Source organism: Leptospira mtsangambouensis, from assembly GCF_004770475.1.
Taxonomy (GTDB): Bacteria; Spirochaetota; Leptospiria; order Leptospirales; family Leptospiraceae; genus Leptospira_A; species Leptospira_A mtsangambouensis.
On sequence record NZ_RQHK01000006.1, the window covers coordinates 12,487 to 36,055 of the forward strand.

22 protein-coding genes are annotated in these 23,569 nt (G+C 39.0%); 15 read left to right on the forward strand and 7 right to left on the reverse strand.

Going from position 1 to position 23,569, the window contains the following annotated elements; translation table 11 throughout:
- Nucleotides 1-35: 35 nt before the first annotated feature.
- Nucleotides 36-1,106 (reverse strand): hypothetical protein, encoded by a 1,071-nt coding sequence (locus EHR01_RS09450; RefSeq protein ID WP_135694549.1) that lies wholly within the window; start codon nt 1,104-1,106, stop codon nt 36-38.
- A 53-nt stretch (nt 1,107-1,159) separates the two neighbouring features.
- A complete protein-coding gene (locus EHR01_RS09455; RefSeq protein ID WP_135694550.1) occupies nt 1,160-1,666 on the reverse strand; it encodes a DUF3332 family protein in 507 nt (168 codons plus the stop codon).
- A gap of 129 nt (nt 1,667-1,795) precedes the next feature.
- On the opposite strand from EHR01_RS09455, the gene EHR01_RS09460 reads away from it, so the two are divergent.
- From EHR01_RS09460 to EHR01_RS09490, 7 genes are read left to right on the forward strand one after another with little or no spacing between them, the layout of a single operon-like run.
- The gene (locus tag EHR01_RS09460) at nt 1,796-3,256 is read left to right on the forward strand and encodes an MBOAT family O-acyltransferase (protein ID WP_135694551.1); all 1,461 of its coding nucleotides are present in this window, start codon (nt 1,796-1,798) and stop codon (nt 3,254-3,256) included.
- A 32-nt stretch (nt 3,257-3,288) separates the two neighbouring features.
- Nucleotides 3,289-3,651, forward strand: a complete 363-nt coding sequence (locus EHR01_RS09465) for a PilZ domain-containing protein (RefSeq protein ID WP_135694552.1) — start codon at nt 3,289-3,291, stop codon at nt 3,649-3,651.
- Entirely contained in the window at nt 3,648-4,340 is a 693-nt protein-coding gene (locus tag EHR01_RS09470; protein ID WP_135694553.1) for a Rossmann-fold NAD(P)-binding domain-containing protein, read from the forward strand. The genes EHR01_RS09465 and EHR01_RS09470 overlap by 4 nt, the downstream gene beginning before the upstream one ends.
- Nucleotides 4,337-5,074 (forward strand): lysophospholipid acyltransferase family protein, encoded by a 738-nt coding sequence (locus tag EHR01_RS09475; RefSeq protein ID WP_135694554.1) that lies wholly within the window; start codon nt 4,337-4,339, stop codon nt 5,072-5,074. The genes EHR01_RS09470 and EHR01_RS09475 overlap by 4 nt, the downstream gene beginning before the upstream one ends.
- Nucleotides 5,075-5,098: 24 nt before the next feature.
- Complete coding sequence (metK, locus tag EHR01_RS09480; protein WP_135694555.1) at nt 5,099-6,265, forward strand: methionine adenosyltransferase; 1,167 nt, start codon at nt 5,099-5,101, stop codon at nt 6,263-6,265.
- Between the two features lie 2 nt (nt 6,266-6,267).
- Nucleotides 6,268-7,233: a transketolase family protein gene (locus EHR01_RS09485; protein ID WP_135694556.1), complete on the forward strand. Its 966-nt coding sequence runs from the start codon at nt 6,268-6,270 to the stop codon at nt 7,231-7,233.
- Nucleotides 7,234-7,248: 15 nt separating this feature from the next.
- Nucleotides 7,249-7,575 (forward strand): ATP-dependent Clp protease adaptor ClpS, encoded by a 327-nt coding sequence (locus EHR01_RS09490; RefSeq protein ID WP_135694557.1) that lies wholly within the window; start codon nt 7,249-7,251, stop codon nt 7,573-7,575.
- A 94-nt stretch (nt 7,576-7,669) separates the two neighbouring features.
- Here EHR01_RS09490 and EHR01_RS09495 read toward each other — a convergent pair whose 3' ends face one another.
- Nucleotides 7,670-8,545, reverse strand: a complete 876-nt coding sequence (locus EHR01_RS09495) for an early set domain-containing protein (RefSeq protein ID WP_135694666.1) — start codon at nt 8,543-8,545, stop codon at nt 7,670-7,672.
- Between the two features lie 157 nt (nt 8,546-8,702).
- Here EHR01_RS09495 and EHR01_RS09500 point away from each other — a divergent pair, with 157 nt between their 5' ends.
- The gene (locus EHR01_RS09500) at nt 8,703-12,365 is read left to right on the forward strand and encodes a tetratricopeptide repeat protein (RefSeq protein ID WP_135694558.1); all 3,663 of its coding nucleotides are present in this window, start codon (nt 8,703-8,705) and stop codon (nt 12,363-12,365) included.
- A gap of 88 nt (nt 12,366-12,453) precedes the next feature.
- Here EHR01_RS09500 and EHR01_RS09505 read toward each other — a convergent pair whose 3' ends face one another.
- Complete coding sequence (locus EHR01_RS09505) at nt 12,454-13,266, reverse strand: WecB/TagA/CpsF family glycosyltransferase (RefSeq protein ID WP_035983331.1); 813 nt, start codon at nt 13,264-13,266, stop codon at nt 12,454-12,456.
- Nucleotides 13,267-13,392: 126 nt separating this feature from the next.
- Between EHR01_RS09505 and EHR01_RS09510 the strand changes: the two genes are divergently transcribed.
- From EHR01_RS09510 to mtnC, 3 genes are read left to right on the forward strand one after another with little or no spacing between them, the layout of a single operon-like run.
- Nucleotides 13,393-14,418: a hypothetical protein gene (locus tag EHR01_RS09510; RefSeq protein WP_135694559.1), complete on the forward strand. Its 1,026-nt coding sequence runs from the start codon at nt 13,393-13,395 to the stop codon at nt 14,416-14,418.
- Entirely contained in the window at nt 14,415-15,779 is a 1,365-nt protein-coding gene (locus tag EHR01_RS09515; protein ID WP_135694560.1) for an MFS transporter, read from the forward strand. The genes EHR01_RS09510 and EHR01_RS09515 overlap by 4 nt, the downstream gene beginning before the upstream one ends.
- A 21-nt stretch (nt 15,780-15,800) precedes the next feature.
- Entirely contained in the window at nt 15,801-16,532 is a 732-nt protein-coding gene (gene mtnC, locus EHR01_RS09520) for an acireductone synthase (RefSeq protein WP_135694561.1), read from the forward strand.
- Here the strand turns inward: mtnC and EHR01_RS09525 are convergent.
- The gene (locus tag EHR01_RS09525) at nt 16,529-16,762 is read right to left on the reverse strand and encodes a prokaryotic cytochrome C oxidase subunit IV (protein WP_238837761.1); all 234 of its coding nucleotides are present in this window, start codon (nt 16,760-16,762) and stop codon (nt 16,529-16,531) included. The genes mtnC and EHR01_RS09525 overlap by 4 nt on opposite strands.
- Before the next feature lie 7 nt (nt 16,763-16,769).
- Complete coding sequence (locus tag EHR01_RS09530; protein ID WP_135694562.1) at nt 16,770-17,342, reverse strand: cytochrome c oxidase subunit 3; 573 nt, start codon at nt 17,340-17,342, stop codon at nt 16,770-16,772.
- Nucleotides 17,343-17,656: 314 nt separating this feature from the next.
- Between EHR01_RS09530 and EHR01_RS09535 the strand changes: the two genes are divergently transcribed.
- From EHR01_RS09535 to EHR01_RS09550, 4 genes are read left to right on the forward strand one after another with little or no spacing between them, the layout of a single operon-like run.
- Complete coding sequence (locus tag EHR01_RS09535; protein ID WP_135694563.1) at nt 17,657-18,361, forward strand: c-type cytochrome; 705 nt, start codon at nt 17,657-17,659, stop codon at nt 18,359-18,361.
- Nucleotides 18,362-18,370: 9 nt separating this feature from the next.
- Nucleotides 18,371-19,720, forward strand: a complete 1,350-nt coding sequence (locus EHR01_RS09540) for a cbb3-type cytochrome c oxidase subunit I (RefSeq protein WP_135694564.1) — start codon at nt 18,371-18,373, stop codon at nt 19,718-19,720.
- Nucleotides 19,721-19,723: 3 nt separating this feature from the next.
- On the forward strand, nt 19,724-20,506 hold the full coding sequence (locus EHR01_RS09545; RefSeq protein ID WP_135694565.1) for a CbbQ/NirQ/NorQ/GpvN family protein: 783 nt from the start codon (nt 19,724-19,726) through the stop codon (nt 20,504-20,506).
- A 9-nt stretch (nt 20,507-20,515) separates the two neighbouring features.
- Complete coding sequence (locus tag EHR01_RS09550; RefSeq protein WP_135694566.1) at nt 20,516-22,288, forward strand: nitric oxide reductase activation protein NorD; 1,773 nt, start codon at nt 20,516-20,518, stop codon at nt 22,286-22,288.
- A 9-nt stretch (nt 22,289-22,297) separates the two neighbouring features.
- Here EHR01_RS09550 and EHR01_RS09555 read toward each other — a convergent pair whose 3' ends face one another.
- Nucleotides 22,298-23,524 (reverse strand): NnrS family protein, encoded by a 1,227-nt coding sequence (locus EHR01_RS09555; protein ID WP_135694567.1) that lies wholly within the window; start codon nt 23,522-23,524, stop codon nt 22,298-22,300.
- Between the last annotated feature and the right edge of the window lie 45 nt (nt 23,525-23,569).

Below are 23,569 nucleotides of genomic sequence, written 5' to 3' on the forward strand. Positions count from 1 at the left end.
CGGGTGATAGGAATGCCTTCACCCGTTATTTTCTGTTAGGGGGTTGGTATGGTTCTTTTTTTGTGTTTTGAGTGAGTTGGCGAATCAAAAATAGAATGAGAATCGTCTTCTGACTTAGAATTTCCATTGGAATCATCAGATTGTTTTTTATCCTCATGACGTTCTTCTTGCGATAACTGTTTTCCATTTTTATTTACGGATACAATTCGAAAATATCTAGGGGAAGAAACCAAGTTCCATTCTCTAAAATAGAATTTTGTGAATCCATGTTTCGGACCATACAATCCGTTTGTGGAATCAATTTTGGATTTGATATTTGTTTTAAACTCGGATTGTTCTGTAGGGGTTAGGTTCGGAAATTGAGCCACTTCTCCTTCCACATAACGATTTCGTAGAATGTCTAATTCCCTGCGGTTTCGCAAAGTGACATCTTCAAAAAATTTTTGTTTGGCACCAAAACAATTTCCAAAATAGGATTCGCAGTTTGGTTCTAAGTGAGGATTGACAAAGGTTAATTCTAAATAGATGCTAATGTATTCGCCTGGGTTTGGTACTTTGCCATCTAAAATTTCCAAAACTTGTGGAACTGTATCCCGATCAGTGTACTGTCTTTCGATGGCCTCACGTGAGATTTTTGTTTCAGGAGTTGTGCTATTTACTTTAACTGGTTTTTTTGATTCTCCAACAATGACCTTGTTTCGCATGACTTCTGTTTTGGTTTCAAGGATTTCGTAGGCTTGAAAGTTGACTGGTTGTTTGGCGATAATCTCACCTTTTTGGTTTAATACGATGATATGGTGATCTAAAATGGTACCAGCAATGATTTCTTCGATGATGCTAATCCCAGCATCTTCAAAAAATAAATCCAATTGGATGAAGGGGATTTTGTTTTCCGAGTAGTCCACACTGACCCCGGGCTCCTTCGCCAAAGGTTTTTTTTCTTCTTTGGATTCTGAATGTACTGCTTCGGATTTGGTGATCATCTTAATTCGGTTTAAATTGATTTGTTCCGAATGTGTGGGAAAAGTTGGGGTAATGACCTGTTGCGGAGTTTCGCATCCCAATGATAGGAGTAGAAGGAAGGATAAGAAAAACAAGCGGTTCATATACTTTTAGTATCGGACAAAGATTGCCCCTAAAATTAGGGGCAATGCGGAAGTTAGATGAGTTTTACGCCAGCAGGAGGAAGGATTGGTCCGCTAGTTTGTAGGATTTCTACATACTTTCCATTGATCAAACGGAATGCTTTTTCTGGTTTTTCTTTTAGGAAATACACAGCTTCAGTTCCTTTTTGAGTAGGAGCTTCCATTTTCAAAACTTTACCCCATTCAGTATAAGTAAGAGTGATGGTTTGGCCATCTTGTGAGTATTCTTTTACAAGTTTTCCGTCGAAGTCATATTCAGCCATTGCAATTGGATTTTTATCAGTCCAGAATTCAATGAGGTTGAAAATAACAACGTCTAAAAAACTTCCAATTCCATAAGCGAAATAAAGTGGGAAAATCATTAAAAGGGATCGAAAGAAACCAGCAAGTTTTCCTGTTCCAATTTGGATGTTTCCATTAAAAGAATAAACTGCCTTTACTGCTCCAAATTTTCCAAAACAATTCGACAACAAACCGAAGGACAAAAGTCCAACGAGAGCTGTTTTTAATATTTTTTTCATTTTTTACCTCTTCGTTTTTGTGAAAAAACTAGAGATATATCATAGGCGATTCTCTTATCCTCTGCAAGCCGAAATGATTGACAGGCATATTTTTTCAAAGAGCCTGGTCGGAATAGAAGGCAAACCCCATTGATCTTTTCTGATTTTGAATACTTTGTCTTCTTTCTCTTCGTTTTTTTTACGGTTTGGTACGTATTCCCCGCAATTTTTTCGAATCAATCTAGAGAAACAAGAATCTTACATGTATTCCTACTCATTAGTAGTTATTTCTTTTACATGTCTTGGGACTATCGTTTTGGTGCTCTCATTTTACTTTCCACAGCCATTGATTATTATGTAGGTCTGAGACTTTCATCTGAATCGAGAGAAAAAGTAAGATACTATCTTTTGCTTTTCAGTTTGATCACAAACTTAGTTTTTATTTTAGGATTTTTTAAATATTACAATTTTGTTGTGACTTCGATCAACTCAGTCACCAATCCTATGTTTGGTGCTGATGCTCTGCCTGTTTTAAAAATAATTTTACCAGCGGGGATTTCGTTTTTTACATTCCAATCTTTGTCTTACACCATTGATGTTTATAGAAAGGAAATTCCAGCCGAAAAGGATTTTATTCGGTTTGCCTTGTTTGTGAGTTTTTTCCCTCAGTTGGTCGCAGGCCCGATTGTGACAGCGCGAACCTTTATGCCTCAATTGTACAGTCCCAAAAAACTGGAAGATATTGAGTTTCGGGTGGCCATTCGGTTTTTTATGTTAGGGTATTTTAAAAAAGCTGTCCTTTCCGATATGGTAGCCCCAACCATCGATGCCATTTATGCAGACCCTGCCGGCCATCACGCCTATGCATTGTTAATTGCTGCAGCTCTCGGTGGGATCCAAGTGTATTTGGATTTTAGTGGGTATTCTGATATGGCTATTGGAAGTGCCATGTTACTTGGTTACAAACTTCCTACAAATTTCAATTTGCCTTTTCTTGCTACATCTGTCTCTGGATTTTGGCGTCGTTGGCATATGACCTTAAATTCCTGGTTACGTGATTATATTTATATTCCAATGGGTGGAAGTCGGGTAACATCCGTAAGACGAAAGTTTAACCTATGGTTTACCATGTTTGTGAGTGGTGTTTGGCACGGAGCCCAATGGACTTTTGTATTTTGGGGTTCACTCAACGGTGTTTTTTATGTTTTGGAAGAGGTTTGGAAGGAATGGTTCCCGGACAAAAAGAACGACTCAGAGACCAAACATTGGTACAATGTTCCTGTTTGGCTCTTTCAGAATATTCTCAATAGCTCCATTTTCTTTTTGGGCGCAGTTTTTTTTCGTTCTCTAACCTGGGAAAATGCTTGGATTCACATCCAGGGTATCTTCACTTTCCAGTCAGGACAGATTCGTCCTTATATGTGGAAGGATTTCCTTTGGATCATTGGCTTTTTGTATTTGGGCCATATCATAGGGTATTTTATCTTTGAAAAGGGAAAAGGCAAACAAATCCCCGCCAGTTTGGAGTTTGCCCTGTATCCGATTCTTTTCCTTGTCTTAAATTTAGCTACACCAGAAAACTCCGTTCCGTTCATTTACTTTCAGTTCTAATTTGCTTTTTTCGTTTCCAATAATAGGAATCCTTGTACCTTGTTGCTATGGAAAGTGAACGAAGGCTTCCAAGAATATCTCCAGGAGACTTTTCTGAGTTTCAGGTCCAATTGGATTTGGAAGGTATTACACTTTTCGGAAAGTTAGGGAATATTTCGGAAGAAGGTCTTTGTTTTTTGGGTGAGGATGACTTACTCAGCGACGAAATTGAGTCCCAGGTTTTAGGAAGTATTGTTTGGGCAAAAGGCACCAAACGGATGTTTTTTGAAGGAACGGTGGTGTGGACTCAAACTTCTAAAATTAAAAATGTAGTTTATTATATTGCGGGAATCCAGTTTCAGGAAAGACTCAATCTTACTGATTCCATGCTTGCACGTAGTTTGGAGATCAAATGAAAATTTTACTTCTTGGTGGAACCGGTCTAATCGGTAAACAAGTGTTAATATCTCTTGTTTTTTATCCACAAATCAAAAAGGTGATTGTTTGGGCGAGAAATTCTCAGTCGACCTCCAACCCTAACGTTCCTATCGAAGTAGTCAAAGTTAGTTGGGAGGACTTTCGTTCGGGAAAAGTTTCCCTTCCAGATGGTTTGGATGCCGTATTTTGTTGTTTGGGTACAACGATTAATAAAGCAGGAAGCCAGGAAAAGTTCAAAGAAATTGATTACGAATATCCGCTCCTTGCTGCCAAACAAGCCAAAGAAAAAAATGTTCCCGGGTTTTATATCATTACTGCCATGGGATCGGATGCGAACTCGACTATTTTTTATAACCGTGTGAAAGGGGAGATAGAAACAGAGCTTCGAAAGTTAGAATTTCCCTTTCTTGGAATTTTTAGGCCTTCGCTTCTCATTGGAGAAAGAGAAGAAGTTCGGATCGGAGAAAAAGTTGGAGAGTTTCTTGGAAACATCATTCCTTTTGGCCTCTTAGGATTAAAAAAATTCAAACCAATTCCTGGTGAATATGTTGCTAAATCTATGATCTATTCCTTGTTACATGATAAACCAAAACAAGGATCAACCCCGCAAGTGAAAGTTTATGAAAACGATGTCCTTTGGGAGATCGGTAAGGACCATTCTTTTTGATTCCAGACAACAAACAAAAACCCTATTCCAAAACCAAATACATCATCCTCAGTTGGGTGGTTCACTTCATCGTGAGAGTTTGGTATCTATTTGTTCGCAACCAAAAGTTTATCATTCCAGATGAGAGTGCAAAGGTAATCGAAAAAGGCTCAGGTTATATCATTGCAGTGTTTCATGAAACTACACTCTCTTTGTACCGGCATGCGACCCAGTATTTGAAACGAAAGAAAAAAGCTGATATGGTGGCACTTGTGTCGCAATCGAAAGATGGAGAGATCATCCACCAAACCTTTGCTCGGTCAGGACTGCGTTCCGTTCGGGGTTCTTCCACAAGAGGAGGGACGGGTGCATTTCGTAATATCTTAAAAGAGATGAAACAAGGTGCCGTACCGATTTTTACTGTCGATGGTCCGAAGGGCCCAAGGCGGGAAGTGAAACCAGGTGTCATCGTGACGGCCTCTCTGACTGGATTTCCCATCCTATATTTGCATTCTTGTTATGACAGAGCCTATACTTTTAAAAGTTGGGATCGGCATTTTTTTCCTAAATTTGGAGCGCGTCTTTTCATTCAATACGGGGAACCTTTCTTTGTTCCCAAAGGTCTCTCGGAGAGCCAAATGGATGAATATGCCAAAAAATTGGAAATTGCCATGGGAAAAAATGCAGAAATCTTGGAATCTTATGTGCGAGGGCTCTTCCCTGACAATTCTATTGACGTACCGCCTAAACTCTAAATTTTAACCAAGTAAGGTAAAAAAATGTCATCTCTCAAAAACTATATCTTCACTTCCGAGTCCGTATCTGAAGGACACCCAGACAAAGTCTGCGACCAAATTTCCGATGCCATTCTCGATGCGTATTTAGCCCAAGATCCAAAATCCCGTGTTGCTTGTGAAACTCTTGTGACGACAAACCTCGTTGTCATCGCAGGAGAGATCACAAGTAAAGGAAAAGTGGACACTCAAGAAGTGGCCCGTGACGTGATCCGTAAAATCGGTTATAACGATATCAATATGTACTTTGATGCAGACTTTGCTGTTGTTGCATCCCACGTACATGCTCAGTCTCCAGACATTGCCCAAGGGGTAAATGAAGGAGAGGGACTTCATACAGAACAAGGTGCTGGTGACCAAGGTCTTATGTTTGGTTTTGCGATTGCAGAAACTCCTGAGCTTATGCCTGCTCCTCTTTATTACTCACACAAACTTTTAGAACATTTATCAGAGCTTCGCCACACTGGAAAAATCGACTGGTTACGTCCTGATGCAAAATCACAAGTTACCATCCAATACGAAGATGGAAAACCAAAGAAAGTTGATACTGTTGTGATCTCCACTCAACACAAACCAGGTGTCACTCATAAACAAATCGAAGAAGCTGTGATTGAAGAATGTATCAAAAAAATGATTCCAAAAGAACTTCTTACAAACACTCGTTATTTTATTAACCCTACTGGTAAATTTGAAATTGGTGGGCCACATGGTGATACAGGTCTTACTGGACGTAAGATCATCGTAGACACTTACGGTGGAATGGGTCGTCACGGTGGTGGAGCATTCTCTGGAAAAGATCCATCAAAAGTAGACCGTTCTGCTGCGTATATCGGCCGTTATATTGCGAAAAACGTTGTGGCAGCAGGTCTTGCTCATAAATGTGAAGTACAACTTGCTTACGCAATTGGTGTTGCTGAACCAGTATCTGTACTTGTGGATACATTCGGAACAGGAACCATTTCTGATGAAGAAATTGCAAAACGAGTTTTAGCAAATTTCAAACTCACTCCAAAAGGAATCGTAGATGGTTTGGATCTTCTTGGAAAAGGAAGAAAATACCAAGAAACTGCGGCTTATGGTCACTTTGGTAGAACAGGTAATACATTTACTTGGGAAAAAACTGATAAAGCAGAAGCTTTAAAAAAAGGATAAGTATGGGAGCACCTAGCCAATCCACAGCAGATAAAAAAGCAACGAGAGATGCCTACGGCGAAGCCTTGGTTGAGTTAGGTGCATCTAGACAAGATATAGTAGTTTTAGATGCGGATCTCTCTGGTTCCACTAAAACTGCGGATTTCAAAAAAAAGTATCCTGAACGTTTTTTTAACGTAGGTGTCGCTGAACAAAACTTAGTTGGTCATGCGGCAGGACTTGCCCTTTCTGGGTTTGTGCCTTTTGCCTCCAGTTTTGCCATGTTTTTATCTGGTAGAGCTTGGGAAGTGGTCCGAAACAGTGTCGTCTATCCAAAGTTAAACGTAAAACTTGTGGCTTCTCACGGTGGAATCACTGTGGGAGAAGACGGTGCATCTCACCAATGTATCGAAGATTTTGCTATTATGCGTGTCATTCCTGAAATGACCGTCATTTGCCCTTCTGATTTTAACGAAACAAAACAAGTCATCCATGCCATCGCCGATTACAAAGGCCCTGTGTATGTAAGGGTTGGCCGACCAGCCATTCCTGTCATCGAAAGAGAAAACTACAAATTCCAAATTGGAAAAGCCGAAGTGATCTCCGAAGGAAAAGATGTTTGTATCATAGCCAACGGTGTGATGGTGAACGAAGCCATGACAGCTGTGGGGCTACTCAAAGAAAAAGGAATCAATGCAAGCCTTCTCAATATGGCCACCATCAAACCTTTGGACAAAGATGCGATCATCGCCAAAGCAAAAGAATGTGGTGCCATTGTCACTTGTGAAGAACACAATGTGGTGGGTGGACTTGGTTCTGCTGTTTCGGAACTTCTATCTGAAGAATATCCTGTTCCTGTGATCAAAGTGGGAATGAAAGATAGTTTTGGAAAATCAGGAACTTGGAGTGGTCTACTCGACTACTTCGGTCTCCGTGCAAAAGATGTAGTTTCCCACGCAGAAATCGCTATTTCCAAAAAGAAAAAATAAGGTTATGGTTGGGTTATGACCAACATGGGCGCATCCCAACCTTCCATTTTAGAAGAAACCGAACGAAAGCCCCGTCTGAGTGATGGGCCTTGGAAGGTGGTTCTTTGGGATGATGACTTTCACACATACGAGTATGTGATTGAAATGTTAATGGATGTTTGCCAAATGCCTTGGGAAAAGGCCTTCCAACATGCAGTCGAAGTGGATACGAGAAAAAAAACCATCGTCTTTTTTGGCGAGTTGGAACATGCAGAATTTGTCCACGAACGAATCTTAAACTATGGTCCCGATCCTCGGATGGGAACATCGAAAGGTTCCATGACAGCCACTCTCGAACAATAAGTTAAAAATCAAACCTCGTATTTCCTGAATCGAAAGAATAAATATCTATCCATTAAACAATCCGTCAAGTTTCGATTTGGTTCCATCTAACAATTTACATCTTACGTTCTAAGGCATAGTTTCGTTCTGGAACAAGTAAGGAAGAAACGGATTCATTGGTATCCACTTTGATATTTGTAGCTGGATTGTAAGTGTCCAACATATACTCCCCATCCACAATGAATTGGTAGTGGTATTCACCTGGTAATAATTTTTTTTCGAGAGTAAAGACACCTTTTCGATCTTTCTTTAAAAAATCATTTTCTGGGTTCCAATCGTTAAAATTTCCAACCACTCGCACCACTTCCGCATCCGGTAAATAAATTTGAAATTTGACGGTTCGTAAGTCACGTTCTTCGTTTGCTGAATCTTCTAAAACCATCGTTTTGGTTTGGCGGTCTGTATCTTTTCCTTCCAAAACAAATCTTGAATAATAAGAACCAGAACCATCTTCCAATTTATCAAAATTTTCAGGATCGTAAGTGAGAAGACCATTCACCCGAAATTTATATTCATAAACTGGGTCTTCTTCATAGGTATCTGTGATTTGGGTAGGTTCGATCACCGTATAATAAATTCCATATTGGTTCCGCTTCATATCGGAACATTCCCAATTGTTAAAACTTCCACAGATTTCTACAGATTCATCTCGTAAACCGTTGTAGGTAAAAAGAATCCCTCGGTGTATGAGTTTCCCTGAGGATACGTAAGATTCCACATCGAGATAACGAATGTAACGTGGAGCGATATTTTTTTTGAGACTCTCTAGTTGCCAGAGGTAATACACAGTATTTTGGTCCTCTGTTTCATCTGACATCTCGAGTTCCCCTGCGGAAAAACTTCCAATCCAATCCATTCCATCCTCAGCAAAGATTCCGATTCCGGTAAAAAAGAGTAAAATGATGGCGATACGGATGGATTTGAATTTCATCATGGTCGTGTTCGTAAGGGGTCCTTTTAGATAATTTTCGGCAGAAATGAAAAAAGAGAGTGAAAGGTTTTTTTCCAAGAGAACCATCTGACATAATAAAAAAAATATTCTGTCATTTTCAGAAGGGGCCGATAATTCATTAGGAATAGACCTTCAAATGGCTGAGCCGATAGACAAATTGAGTCCGGAAGAAATCAAACAAATCGAGACGATGTTTTCGGCTCTCAATAAAAATCCGCTTTCATCGGAAGAATTGAATCCGATGGCGAAGGTTTTGCGTGAGAAACTGGGATACACAAATCCCATTGCGCCTTCCGAGCCAGAACCGGAATCTGAGGAAGATTCTGGTTCCGCCTTTGATGATTTTGATAACGAAGGGGCAGGGGATTCCGAATCAGGAGACCCGTTTTCTGGCCTCGATGAGGACGATGACTTTGGTCCTCCAAAACTCCCCAATCGTGAAGCGGAAGAAGACGATGGGATTGATTTAGATGAACTATTAGGTGAAGACGGTCCAAAACCCACACCTGCCGAACCATCAACTGCTGCAGACGATTTTGACTTTGATGCTCCCGCACAAACAGACGAAACAGATCCATTTGCTTCCGATGCGGGCCAAACCGAAGAAGCAGATCCATTTGCGGATATGGGCTCAACCCCAGGCCAAACGGAAAGTTTTGGCGATGATGATCCCTTTGCTAACTTAGATGCGATTGATGAAGCTCCGCTTGAGGACAAACCTGCCCCTGTCATAGGTGATGACCCTTTTGCCAATTTAGGCGGGGATGACAGTCCGCCGACTACCGACGAAGACCTGTTTGCTGGTTTTGATAGTGGATCAGAAGAACCGGCTCCTGCGGGTGATGATTTTGATTTTGGGGCAGATGCTGACACTCCATCTGCTGGTGGAGATGATCCCTTTGCAGATATGGGTTCGACCCCCCAAACCACTGAAAGTTTTGGTGATGACCCTTTTGCTAGTTTAGGTGGAGAGGACAGTCCTAGTCCTGATGCTAGTTCCGCCGATGATCCGTTTGGTGATCTTTCCACTCCTAGTGGTGGCGGTGATACTTCTTTCGGCGATGATCCCTTTGCGGATATGGGTTCGACACCCCAAGCCACTGAAAGTTTTGGAGATGATCCTTTTGCTAATTTGGGTGGAGATGACAGTCCTTCTACTCCTTCCAGGGACAATGAACCTGCTGACATGGGAGGTGGGTTTGATGATCCATTTGGAGACTTGGGTGTGGGAATGGAACCACCAAGTCTGGATGATGATTTAGGAGCTCCTTCTTTTGATGATTTGGCACCATCCATTGATGATATGCCTGTCTCCACGATGGACGACTTTGGTTCTGATGGGCCAGGGGGATTTGAGGAAGACCTCATGTCTCTTGGCAAAGAAGAAGAACCAGAAGAATCTCTCGAAGCCAATCTAACCGATGAAGAACTAGCAGTCATCCAAGCGGAATTACTCAGGTATCCGCCGAAACTCAGACGTACCATCATTGATACGATTGTGAACCAAAGGATTCCGGTTCGTAATCAAAAAGAAATCATTGAACTCATTAAGGCACAACAAAAACCAGAAGACATTGCTAGTTACCTAAGTGGCCTTCTGGGTGAACGTGTCGAACTTAGCGATTCTACTGGAAAGTTTGCAGCTGATGGAGTTCCCATCATTGCCAGTCGTGATGCTTACACCAAAGAAGGTGCTGCCCGCAAACGAGAGTTAGTTCGTAGAACCATTCTTTCTTCTGCCGCTGCCGTATTTCTTGTCTTTGGAATTGTCACTCTTTGGAAGTATGTGATTGTTCCGTATCGTGCCAAAGCTCAGTATGCACTTGGTCTTGAAAAAATTGAAGAATTCAGTTATGAAACAGATGCTTTAGAGAAGAAAAAACTTCTCGCTGATGCTGAAAATTATTTTATCAAAGGGGAAGAGATTTTCCCACATAACTTAGAATTTTTGAATAAATACTGTATTGCTTATACCAAAGCTGGCCAGTATGAAAGGGCTTTTGAAAAATGTTTTGGTAAGGTGGAACCTGATTTTGGTTATGAACCAGAAGATAAGGAGCACAAAAGAGCATGGGAAAACAGAAAAGAAGTACCAAACATTAGTTTTGCGAAAAAAACAGAATGGAATGATGCAGGTGTGGAAACTGCAGGGCGTAGACCTTTACCGGAACTAACTTTTTACTTAACTTCACAAGACAAAGTTCCAAGAAAGGTTTTAAAAGCAGGTGCTTATATTGCCTCTCGTCTCAAATACAATGTTCATGATATTGATACTTACATTGCTTTAGGAACGTTTCACTCTTTCCATAGAAAAGATTTTATCGAAGTTCCTCCTGGAAGTAATCGTAAAAAATACAAAAACGATCACCTTGCCATTGAATATTTCAAACGAGTATTTACCGACGGTGGTGATCCTGATAATGTAGATGCCATTGCAGGGATCGCAAAGATTTTTTACAACAAACAAGAGTTTGGAACGGCTGTTAAATACTATAACGATATCATTGAAAAGTATCCGAAAAATGCCATTGGGCATGGTGGAATTTTGTCAACATATATTGAAATGTGGAAACGCGATAAAAATCCGCAGTATGTTTTAAACCATCATAGACAAGTTCGGAATGCACTCAACATTGAAGATGAACTCTCTCTCTTTGTTTTGGCAAAACTTGCTTCCTTCTACATTGATTTGGATTCTGAAGAAGTTCGAATCAAATACAATATCAACCCAGAAGACCAAGTCACTGGGATGGAAATTGATGATAACGTAGAATACCTCTTAAACATTGCTTATGGTAAAGAGGGTGGATCCAAATTTGCGGAAGGATATTACCAGCGTGCGAGATTCTATTTCAAAAAAGAAGAGGCAGCACGGGCTCTCAAACAATTGGAACTTGCATCAACCTATGACATTCGCCATTACTTAGCAGTTCTGCTTATGGCAGAATATTATATCCAAACAGAAAATTATGATGAAGCGGTAAAACTTCTCAGGGAAGCCGATGACCGTTACCAAAATTATAAAGACCGACTTGGGGAAAGAGATGAGGATGAAACTTTACTCGAAGGAAGTCCTGGAAGAATTTCCTTTAATCTAGGGAAAATTCAATTTTTGGAAGCTGCTGGTATTAATGTAACAGACAATATACGAGAGTTTCCTGGAAAAAAAATATATCCAGAACGTAGCATTGGCACTTTATCTTATGAAGAAAAAGAAAGAAGAAACGGACTTTTTATGGCTCGTGAATCTTTTCTTGCTGCCCTGGATCGTGATATCTCTAAAGATCCAAAGATTGTCAGAGAATGTTATTATTACTTAGGTTGGATTGATTACAATCATGGAGACTTTGCACAAAGTTTGGATTTTTGGGCAGAACTTCCTGAAGAAGATATTTATAATAATGCAACCTTACTCTTTGGAAAAGGAAATGCATTTTACTATACAAGACAGTACAATGCGGCTCTTGGCAACTATCTGAAGTTAAAGGATGATTTTGAACTCAAAGAACAAAGTTTGGGTCGAATTGATACAGAAAACTCAGACCACAGAGAAGTATATGAAACTCTTACTGCCCTTTACAATAATATCGGAGCCGTGTATGAGAAAAAACAAGATACCATCAATGCTCTCAAATACTATTGGAAAGCAATGGAAACAGCTCGTAAAATTGGTTCGGTAAGTGAAATTGCAAACTCTAACAAGGATTTGGTGTTCGCTAGGGCCAAACTAGACCGAGAACCACTACTCGAGGATTGGTTGGCACCAACTCTTGACCGATTGGATCAAATCAAAAAATAGATTCTAATAAATGAGAGAGAAGTTGGCGAGCGGAGGATAGATGCATTCTATCCTCCGAGATTGGTTTGTTCTTGATTTGTATTTTGAATTAATGTTTGCGAAATCGTTCGCGAATTCCGAGTAAAAAGAAATAGAAAGTTTCCCACATTCTTTGGATTCGGTACGGCCTTGCGATGATCCTCCAAAGCCAGATGAGTCCTCTTTCTTTAAACCACTCTGGTGCTTTTTTGTCAGCACCAGATAACATATCTAAGGCGCCGCCGACACCAATCACAACTGCTTTACCAAAATACCCAGTGTTGTTTTCGATCCAAATTTCTTGGTCTGGGAAATCCATCGCAAGAAAAATGATATCCGGGCCCGTTTTGCGAATGGCTTCTTTGACTCGCATTTCTCTTTGGCGATCCAAATGGCCTGCATGTCTGCCTACAATTCTAACTTTTGGAAAATGCCTAGTCAGGTTAAAATAAATTCGTTCTACAATTTCGTCTTTAGCCCCAAAGATGAACGCTGTGAATTCTTTGAGTTCGGCCAAACGAATGAGATCCATCATGACAGCAATCGGAGTGACTCGTTCTTTTAACCTTCCGGAAGTCATCCAACCGATTCCCGCACCTTCTACCAAAATGGTTCCGGCTTTTTCCGCGATGCGGTGGAGGGACTTTTTCGGGCGCATCCTCATGAGTTTGATGGGATCTAAAAATAATACATGGTGCATGCCTTCTTTTTTCTCAAGTACGCGAAAGAGTTTGGCTATGGCTTCGTCTGTGGTGACATTATCGATGGGAATTCCCAAAACATTCAGAGTTTCCAGCTTAGAAACATCGATATTTTGGTATTCCAGTAGTATATCCCTCTCATCTTTTGAGGAATTGTGAACGATTTCGCTCAATTGCTTCATGTAGCCGGGCTTTCCTTTCCTATCTAAAACATTATGTCCAGTACCCTCTATTGTCGCCTCTAAATTTTTAAAAACTTCCGTTTTTTCACTTGGATTGGAATCGAAAGAAAGAGAAAAAGTATCAAAATGTTTCGAAGCCATCTTTTTCTAGTATTGATTCTCTTTTTTCTCTCAAGCGCAAGTTATGCGGAAAAACTTTCCATTTTTGGAACGTTACAAAATGGAACCACGGGTGGACCAGGCAAAGCTGATTCCATTCGAATGCTTGCTTTACAAGGAGCAATGGTTCCTTTGGCAGACATTGGCCCACAGTCGGGTAAATTTCGTTTTCCTGAAACGGAATTGCCGGAAGGAGCACCAATTCTTTTACAAATCCAATACCAAGGCGTAAATTATAATAAAATGATTCCGCCAACTACCAAGTTTCGTACATCTCCGCAAGAGGTCTTGGTTTATGACACGGGAGCCAGTCGGAATCAGGTTGCTATAAAAAGTTTAATGCAGGTTATGCGAGAGAAAAAAGGTCTCCGTGTTTTTAAGTTATTTTTGATCGATAATTCGAGTAAACCTCCCAAATCTTATGATTCAAAGTCATCCCCTTTCGAATATTCTGTAGCAGCGGAAGCAACAGAAATTTTAGCACAAATCCAACAGCCAGGAAGTAAGATGGCCATTCCATTAGGAGTACCGGAAGGTCCTAATGGAGGAAGGTTACTCGATCGTGCCATTCTTCCTGGTGTATCGGAAATGCAAATTTCCTATTTTATTCCTAACAACCAAGATACTTTCAGCGAACGAATGTTAATTGAGTCGGAAAATGGAAAGTTTCCTATCTTTGTCAAACCACAAGACATGGAAATCAAAACCGGAGAAAAAACTCCCGTCACCAAACTAGACAAAGATGTTCCCCCAGGCCTTAGTGCTTATGTTTTGAGTTCTTTGGATTTTGGAACCACAGTTGAGTTTACTTTCTCTGGTGGAAAACCACTTCCAACAATTTCTAATAATCCAAATCCCGAAATCTGGAATGGATCTATCCTTACAAGTTGGGATCTTTCCCTTTTTGCAGTGGTAGGGTTTCTTGGATTTTTATTTACGCTCTCATTTATTTTTGTCTATCGAAAACAAAGAGAAAGGAAAAACAATCCATGAACCAAAAACAAACAAAACGAGAAACAACCTATCTGCGATTTTTTGGCCTCGCCGAACTTGCAGATCATGGGGCAAGGGGCATTTTAGCATTTTGGGTCATCCTAGGAATGGCCTTCTTTTTGTTTGGCGACCAAAACCTAATTGCACCTAATATGAAAAATATAGGTGCTTCCTTGGGAATCACTGATCCAAATGAAGTGGATTGGAAGTTAGGTGGTATCATCCCCGTTTTGTTTTTTATTTTGGGAGGTGTTGTTTCCTTGTCTATGGGATACCTTTCGCAAAAATTTTCACGAAAGAACCTGCTCCTCGCCACTGTCCTACTCGGTGAAATTCCATGTTTTTTAACAGCATATGTAGAAACTTATGACCAGTTCTTAGTTTTACGAACGTTATGTGGATTTGGCCTAGGTGGAATTTTCCCGCTCCTCTTTAGTTTGATAGGAGATTATTTTTCTAGCCAGTCTAGAGCCATTGCAACGGGTTACGTGTCTTTGGCGATGGGACTTGGTGTCGGAGTAGGGCAGTTGCTAGGTGGAATTTTAGGTGGTGCTGATCCTATCAACGGATGGCGAGCTTCCTTTATTTATATGTCTGCTCCATCTTTTATTTTTGCTGCGATTTATTTATTCTTTTGTAAAGAACCAAAACGTGGTGGAGCAGAAGGTGTTTCTAGCGATGAATTATCTCATAAAATCAGTTTCAAAGATTTTAAATTACTTTTTGAAAGTAAAACCAACTTAGGTGCTTTTTTGCAAGGCCTTCCTGGTTGTATTCCTTGGGGAGTATTCTTTGTTTATTTAGCAGATTATTACGAACACACATATCATCTTTCCAAAGAAATTTCCGCAGGTATGATTACCTTTGCCGCAGTAGGAATTTTCATTGGAACTTTCTTTGGTGGAGTGCTTGGACAAATTTTGTATAATATCAAAAAAATATACCAACCGTGGCTTTGTATCGGAACTACTTTTTTTGGCGTATTCCCTGCCATATTACTTCTTTATTCATTTGATATCGTTCCCTATATGGGACTCTTCATCGCACTAAATATTTTTACAGGGATTATGATTTCGATCACAGGACCTAACGTACGTGCGGTGTTACTCAATGTAAACGAACCAAAATCAAGAAGTGCTATTTTTTCTATCTATAACTTAACTGATGATTTAGGGAAAGGGCTTGGGCCTGTGATGTCTGCTGTGATTTTAGGATTAACTCCTGATCGCGGGCTTGCACTGTCCATTTCGATTCTTTTTTGGATTCCTTGTGCATTGGCATGGTTTCTTATTTTGTTTAATTACGAAAAAGATGAAAATAGAATGCTTCAGTTGATGAAACAAAATGTTTCAAATGTTTAACTTTTATACTATTTAGGTTAGATGGATATCAAACACAACTTACTCGATATTGAAGGGACAACAGCACCAATTGCTTTTGTCCATCAGATCCTTTTTCCTTATGCTAAAAAACATATCACTCGTTTTCTAAAGGGCTTCCGGTTTTCGGAAGTCCAGTGGAAGGAAATCCAATCAGAATTTGAAAAGGATATGAATCTTCGGGAGGAAAGTTTTTTATCTCGATTTTCCAATCCAAATTCTTTTACAAAAATGGAACCGATTGTTTTTTCTACGGATCTTATTCCTTCTTACTTTGAATATTTAATTGAGAAAGATCGGAAGTTTGGTCCATTGAAAGAAATCCAAGGTAAAATTTGGAAAGAGGGATATGAATCAGGTGAAATCAAAAGTACGGTTTATCATGATGTACCTGAGTTTTTAAAAAAGGCAAAAGAATCTGGAATCCGAAATCATGTGTATTCTTCGGGATCTGTGGAAGCACAAATTTTGATTTATCAATATTCAGAGTTAGGTGATCTTCGAAATTATTTTGAATCTTATTTTGACACAGCAGTTGGTGGGAAAAGAGAAAAAACTAGTTATGAAAACATCGCTCGGAAACTAAAGTCTTCCCCAGACCAAATTCGATTTTTTACCGATATTGTAGAAGAAGCAGAAGCAGCAAATGCGATAGGAATGGATGTTGTGATTTTAAATCGGCCAGGGAATATACCGCAAAAACCACATTCCTTTCCTATCTGGGATCATTTTTAAGTCAGTAACAACATACTAACGGAATAAATTCCGATAAGAACCGGAAAGGCCACCTTCCAAAATGGGTGTGCCACTTTCAAATTCATAAATACAAAACAAATCAAGAGAAACTTAAGCGCACTCAATAGAATCAGATTCCAAGTACCTGGCAACACAGATCCCATTCCAAAAAAAGAATAATAAACAATTCCCAAAAGAACTAAATAAGTAAGTAAAATCGATTTCATCATAAACCTCTTATTGGATTAAATACAACGCCGGATATAATAATAACCAAATCAAATCGCACATATGCCAAAACACAGCACCGGCTTCTAAGTTATCAAAGGAGATTGTTTTTCGACTCAGATAGATGATCCATAGAATGATGACTCCAACAACGACATGGAGATAATGAAACCCTGTGAGTAACCAATAATAACTAAAAAACTGACTTGTTTCAAGACCAAATCCTAATAACCATTTTTCTCGGAACTCATAGAATTTAAGAAAAAGAAAGGCATATCCAAAAACGATAGAGGTTAATAACAAAATTGTAAAAAACTTTGGATTGTTTTTTGTTTTGTAATGTACTGCTGTTGCGATACAAAATCCGCTGGTGAGTAAAAATACTGTATTCCAAAATGCAAAAGATTTGTTTAAATGTGACTGCATATCAGTAAAAGCAGTAAGATCCTTTGACTTATCATATACCAGTGAACCAATTCCTAAACAAAACGTAAGTACTTCAACAAGTACAATCATCCAGATCAGGATGCCGCCAGGTGGGTACCATAAGGATTGGTTTGTTTCTATTTTGTTTTCGTGCATCGAATCCTCCATTGTTCTTTTATAACATCTGCATCATTGAATATTCAATAGTTCTGATTTTAGTTATATTTAAGATCTTTGACCTTCTTTCCAAAGATTTTGGGGATTTCTTTAATCTTCGGACAAATTGTATCTTCCAATTGAACTTGAACACAGTTCATAGTCAATCTAATCGATTCTGATTATCAATTAACCACTGTTCCTGGATGCAATCATTATGTTATTAGAAAAATTCAAATTCGTACTTGATATAAATCAATGCGAAAACTAAAATCTGCACCTACAATTCAAAAAATTGAAATTAGGAGGCAAGGATGCTATCAAAATCGCAAGCCAGGGCGTTCTTTTTGGGAGGCACCTTTTTGTTCAGTGCTATCTTTGTGTTTCTCACTGTGGATACCTTGCGACAAAACGATTCCCGAACCAATTCGCAAAACATGACAGCGGATGTTTTGAAGGGAAAGGAAATTTGGGAAAAAAACAATTGTATGGGATGCCATACTTTGTTAGGTGAAGGTGCTTATTACGCTCCTGATTTAACAAAGGTTGTCGAAAGAAGGGGAGCTACTTGGATCGATGTATTTTTAGACGATCCAGAAGCTATGTTTCCTGGGGAACGGAAGATGATCAAATACGGCTTCAATAAGGAAGAAAAGGGGCAAATCATTGCCTTTCTTGATTGGGTAGGTAAAATTGATGCCAACGGATGGCCTCCAAAACCAAATATCCCAATCGATTCCATTGCCACTCCACAAGTTCCACAGGCGAAATCAAATGCAGTTGTTATGACTCAACCTGAAAAGTTTTCTCAACTTTGTGTCGCTTGTCACGCAGTAGGTGGTAAGGGTGGAAATGTTGGACCCGCACTTGATCATGTAGGTTCTAAGTTTGATTCTGATTATCTCAATCGTTGGTTATCGGATCCACAAGCCATCAAACCGGGAACAAATATGCCAAAGTTGCCGTTAACTGATCCTGAAAGAAAAGACATCGTTACTTATCTTTCGGCGTTGAAATAAGGAGAAACAATGAGATTCCAATCACAAAAGGTCGCATATTGGTTCTTTGCAACTTGTATGTTACTCTTATCTTTACAAATCGTATATGGCTTTATTATGGGTTTTGCTCGTATCGGGTTTGATGGATTACATGACTTTATTCCATTTAATACCGCTCGTGCTACACATACAAATTTACTCGTTGTATGGTTGTTAACTGGCTTTATGGGAGCTGCTTATTATATCATTCCCGAAGAATCTGATCGAGAGTTGTATAGTGTTAAACTTGCTTACATCCAACTTCTTTCTTGGGTTGTTGTGGGAGTGATTGCCATCATTGGATTTCACTTCAATTGGTGGGAAGGTCGTAAGTTCTTAGAAATTCCAAGGCCTCTCGACTATTTGGTAGTTGTGAATGTTTTAACATTTTTGTTTAACATTGCCATGACGATCTGGGAAGCTAAAAAAAGAAGTACAACACAACTTGTTCTCTTCTTTGGTTTGTTATGCGCTGCGTTACTATATCTTCCTGGTATGATTTACTTCGACAACCAAACACTCGATTCCTACTTTCGTTGGTGGGTAGTGCATCTTTGGGTGGAAGGAGTTTGGGAACTCATCATGGGTGGTATCCTTGCTTTTTTACTCATCAAACTGACTGGAGTGGACAGAGAAGTCATTGAAAAATGGCTCTATGTGGTTGTAGGTTTAACATTCCTTTCGGGAATTTTGGGTACGGGTCACCACTACTACTGGATCGGAACTCCTAAGTATTGGCTTATGGTAGGTGGAATTTTTTCTGCTTTGGAACCATTGGCTTTTCTTGGAATGGCCATCTGGGCACTCAATATGTATCGTAAAAAAGGAAAAAACCATCCTAACAAAATTGCTCTCTATTGGACTTTGGGGAGTGCCATGATGTCTTTCATTGGAGCGGGTTTCCTAGGGTTTGCTCACACTTGGCCTGCTGTTAACCAATGGACTCACGGAACACTCATCACTGCAATGCATGGACACCTTGCCTTCTGGGGGGCCTACGCTATGTTAGTGTTAGCTGTGATTTCCTACGCAATGCCAAATCTAACAGGAAGAAAGTTGTTTACCGGAATGTCAGGATATCTTGCATTTTGGGCATCCAATATCGGAATGTTGGGAATGACGGGAGCTCTCGCTGTTGCCGGAATTACACAAGTGTATCTGGAACGCAAATTGGGTATGGACTTCCTTGTGGTTCAAAAAGAAATTATATTCCATTTTATTGGGATGTTACTTGCTGCCACCCTGTTTACAGTTGGGATCACTTACTTTATTGTAGATTTCATTCGACATGGACTTCCTTCGAATGAAGCTGTAGGAAAAAATGCAGGTGATCTCGAATAATCTATGTTAACGAAGAAAGCACCCTATTACGAACCAATCGGTAAGGAAATAGAAATCTTTCAAATGGCGGCAGAGAATTCTCTGCCGCTTTTGTTGAAAGGTCCTACTGGATCTGGAAAGTCTCGATTTTTAGAGTATATGGCCCATACATTAGGCCGTAGACTCATCACAATTTTATGTAACGATGAAACATCTTCTGTTGATTTAGTCGGGAGATTTTTAGTGAAGGGGGCAGATACCATTTGGATGGATGGGCCTTTGACAACAGGAGTCAAGGAAGGAGCCATTGTCTATTTAGATGAGGTCGCAGAAGCAAGACCAGACACTCTTGTAACCATTCACTCTTTAACTGACCATCGTCGTACTTTATTTTTAGAAAGAAAAAATGAAGAGATCCAAGCACATCCTGACTTTTTACTCGTTGCATCCTACAATCCGGGATACCAAAGAGGATTTAAGGAATTAAAACCTTCCACCAAACAACGATTTCTTGGTATGGACTTTCCGTATCCGAAAGCTTCTGTCGAAGAAAAAATCATCGTAGGAGAAACGGGGATTAGCGAATCCATATCGAAAAAACTCGTCCAATTTGCAGGTTTGGTAAGAAACAAATCAGAGTTAGGTTTGGCAGAAACCGTTTCGACAAGATTACTTGTTTCTTGTGCCAAATTAATGGCAAAGGGTCTACCGGCGCGTTTAGCGGGAAGGACTGCAATCATTTTACCACTCTCTGACGATTTGGATACGGTTGCTGCTTTGCAAGATAGTTTTGATCTGATTTTTTAGGATACAAATTTGGAATGGGATCAGTTTGTATTCTACCAAGGTCATAAACTTTGGAAAAAAATTCGTAAAAAACTAACTCCACCAAATCCATATTATGCGTATCAAATGGGTTTAGAGGAAGTTCGTATCCTTCGTTATTTACAAACCTTAAAAAAAGAATCCACCACTTTGATTCTTGGCGGTGAGTTTATTTCGCTCGGCCAAAATTATTTAAAATTTCCCGAAGAAGTACATTGGTTTTTATCTGAATCCAGTTCGAAAAAATTTGTTCGTATCTACCTTGCGTATCTTTCCTTTCTTTCGAATGACAAAGAGGTGAAAAAAAGAAAGATTGAGAATGATCAAAAGATAAAGGAAGATACATCCCAAGTAAAAGAAAATTTTTTTTATCAGTTCCGAAAGTTTCTAAAAGTATTTCCAGGTGTTAGTTGTGATTGGAAAGATATTAAAAAGGAAAGGTTTGAGATCCGAAAAAAAGATCCAACCCAATACAAAAAAATCTCTTCTATTTTGATCCAAACATCATCCTCTGTTTCCGATTTGAAACATGAGTTTCCAATAGGAAAAGATTTTATATCAAAGACTGATAAACAAAAAATCAAATCGAAAGAATCAAAACAAAAATTAGATCCAATTGATGCCGAAGTTTTGGAAGTGGATGAGAAAAAAATCGAGGAATATACATTAGGCCATAATTTTGAAAAAATTGAAACGGTAGAAGAGTTTGATGGGCAGTGGCGTGATATTGATGGAGAAGAAGATATGGAGGAAGAAGAAGCTTTACAAGAGCTAAACTTAAAACATATCATTCGCACAGAAGATTCAGTGCATACCACTCGAAGTAGTGAGTCAGGAGTTGGAACAACACTTGAAATTTTAGATGAAACTTATTTGGGAAATCGTTTTACCTATCCTGAATGGGATTATAAATTAAAAAACTATAAACCAAACTATTGTAACGTAATTGAAGAATTTCCAAATCAAAAAGATGTTTCTTATACGAAACATGTATTAGAAAAACAACATTCTACTTTGACTCAATTAAAAAAGAAAATGATGGCCCTTTTGAACCAAACAAGAATCAAAAAACGATTGGTATCGGGAGATGATATTGATTTGGATGCGCTTGTGGATCGTTACGCGGATATCAAAGCTAAAATTAGTCCGTCGGAATCAATCTATATGAATCCCATTCGGGATGTATCCGATATGGCTTTGTATTTTTTAGTTGATTTGAGTTTATCTACCGACTCTTGGATCCAAGAAAAAAGAGTATTAGATGTAGAAAGAGAAAGTTTACTTTTATTTTCTGAATGTTTGGAGGATTTAAAAATCCCATTTGGAATCGCCGGTTTTTATTCTAGGACTCGTAATTTTAATCAGCTGATCCATTTAAAACAACTTTCAGAACCGTGGATGAGCGCACGTGATCGTTTGGGTTCTCTTTCTCCCATTGGATACACTCGAGTGGGGCCATCGTTACGCCATGTGAATTCTATTTTAAAAGATACATCTTATAAACAAAAATGGATCATCCTCATTACAGATGCACGTCCTAATGATTATGACAAATATGAAGGCAAATATGGAATTGAGGATGTCAATAAGGCAGTCGGTGAATGTTTGTTAAATGGAGTTCAAGTGTATACTCTTGCAATCGGAACCGAAGAAAAGCCAACGATTCCTGCGATGATGAGAAATGCTAGTTACCAAATGTTGTTCCACCCAGAAAGACTCCTCGATTCTCTCCAAGAGTTTTTTCGAAGAGCCATAAGGGTGTAATCCAAATGTTTAAGATGGTTTTCCGTCTGGTCTTGGGCTAAACAGAATCTTTGTATATTGGATGACAAACAAAACAAAAACAAGGATCCAAGAAATTCCAGAAAGATGATAGGCCAAATTGTATTTTCCGATTAATGGAAAAAATACTCTAACAACTACTGCAAAATTTAATAGAATATAAGCACCTACTGTAAGTGGTGATGCGACAATACTTCTTCCTGTATGGCCTAAACTCACACGTGTGATCATTCCATAGATAAAAACACCAATTCCACCGACAGTCAAACTGTGCACTGCGGAAGAAACAGGAAAGTAACCCAAAGATACAAGGCTATACAATAAAAATCCTAAACAAACCCAGAAGTAACCAGTATACAAAATCCAAAGGATGGGTTTTTTATAGGATCTCCAGGGTTTCCAGGAAACATAACGGATGAGATTGGTAACAAACAAAGTAAAACTAACTAAAAAAGTGAATAAGAGAATCACACTTCCAAAATTGATATTTGTAATATCAATGTGAATTGATTCATTATTAACTAAATAACCTTGTATTATTAGAGAAACATAAAATACAAACGGCAAATATAAGATAACCGTTTCTAATTTAGGCATTCGTTTGAATGAATATCCAGGAATGACAACTCCGGAAAAGAAAGGAACAACTCGCCCGCCAATAATCAAAATGAGAAATAAAATTACAAAAATACTTAAATGAATGTATAACAAAGTCTTTTCTGAATCCATCACCGATCTTGCAGAAAAACCAGCTAACAAATGAAATACTGTGAATAGTCCGTAGTGATATAAAATTGGACGGTTGTGTTTTTGAGTTGGAACTATTAATTTTGGATAGAGAAGGAAAATGACCATCAAATCGGAGCTGATGTCCAAACCGAAAGATAAATAAGAAACTATCCCAAGTGGATACATCGAAAATCTTCCTAAAGTCCAAAACAGAAGGAGGAAAAAAAGATTTTTCCCTTTTAAGATACTAGAGTTTGTCCAATTTTGGACCGCTGTAAAAAGAAAACCAAGGACAATCGCTTTGGAAAATCCAAAGACCATTTCATAAGAATGCCAATGAATGGAGTTAATTTGAATAGGATTTGCGATTGCATTTGATAATACTAATAACCAAATCCCGATCACTAAAATGCCATAAACCGAACCGAACCAAAAAAAAGGTCGGAAGGCTGTATTCCATAAACTCCATTGAAAAAAAGAAATCTTCATGATACGATCCTAATGGAAATTAGAATCATTTCATTGATTCAAATC

Coding starts and splice junctions, on each gene's coding strand:
- EHR01_RS09470 (WP_135694553.1), top strand. CDS start 3,648: ATGAAAATTTTACTTCTTGGTGGAACCGGTCTAATCGGTAAACAAGTG.
- EHR01_RS09505 (WP_035983331.1), bottom strand. CDS start 13,266: ATGAAGCAATTGAGCGAAATCGTTCACAATTCCTCAAAAGATGAGAGG.
- EHR01_RS09540 (WP_135694564.1), top strand. CDS start 18,371: ATGAGATTCCAATCACAAAAGGTCGCATATTGGTTCTTTGCAACTTGT.
- EHR01_RS09535 (WP_135694563.1), top strand. CDS start 17,657: ATGCTATCAAAATCGCAAGCCAGGGCGTTCTTTTTGGGAGGCACCTTT.
- EHR01_RS09530 (WP_135694562.1), bottom strand. CDS start 17,342: ATGCACGAAAACAAAATAGAAACAAACCAATCCTTATGGTACCCACCT.
- EHR01_RS09510 (WP_135694559.1), top strand. CDS start 13,393: ATGTTTCGAAGCCATCTTTTTCTAGTATTGATTCTCTTTTTTCTCTCA.
- EHR01_RS09515 (WP_135694560.1), top strand. CDS start 14,415: ATGAACCAAAAACAAACAAAACGAGAAACAACCTATCTGCGATTTTTT.
- EHR01_RS09490 (WP_135694557.1), top strand. CDS start 7,249: ATGACCAACATGGGCGCATCCCAACCTTCCATTTTAGAAGAAACCGAA.
- EHR01_RS09545 (WP_135694565.1), top strand. CDS start 19,724: ATGTTAACGAAGAAAGCACCCTATTACGAACCAATCGGTAAGGAAATA.
- EHR01_RS09500 (WP_135694558.1), top strand. CDS start 8,703: ATGGCTGAGCCGATAGACAAATTGAGTCCGGAAGAAATCAAACAAATC.
- EHR01_RS09485 (WP_135694556.1), top strand. CDS start 6,268: ATGGGAGCACCTAGCCAATCCACAGCAGATAAAAAAGCAACGAGAGAT.
- EHR01_RS09455 (WP_135694550.1), bottom strand. CDS start 1,666: ATGAAAAAAATATTAAAAACAGCTCTCGTTGGACTTTTGTCCTTCGGT.
- metK (WP_135694555.1), top strand. CDS start 5,099: ATGTCATCTCTCAAAAACTATATCTTCACTTCCGAGTCCGTATCTGAA.
- EHR01_RS09495 (WP_135694666.1), bottom strand. CDS start 8,545: ATGAAATTCAAATCCATCCGTATCGCCATCATTTTACTCTTTTTTACC.
- EHR01_RS09450 (WP_135694549.1), bottom strand. CDS start 1,106: ATGAACCGCTTGTTTTTCTTATCCTTCCTTCTACTCCTATCATTGGGA.
- EHR01_RS09555 (WP_135694567.1), bottom strand. CDS start 23,524: ATGAAGATTTCTTTTTTTCAATGGAGTTTATGGAATACAGCCTTCCGA.
- EHR01_RS09525 (WP_238837761.1), bottom strand. CDS start 16,762: ATGATGAAATCGATTTTACTTACTTATTTAGTTCTTTTGGGAATTGTT.
- mtnC (WP_135694561.1), top strand. CDS start 15,801: ATGGATATCAAACACAACTTACTCGATATTGAAGGGACAACAGCACCA.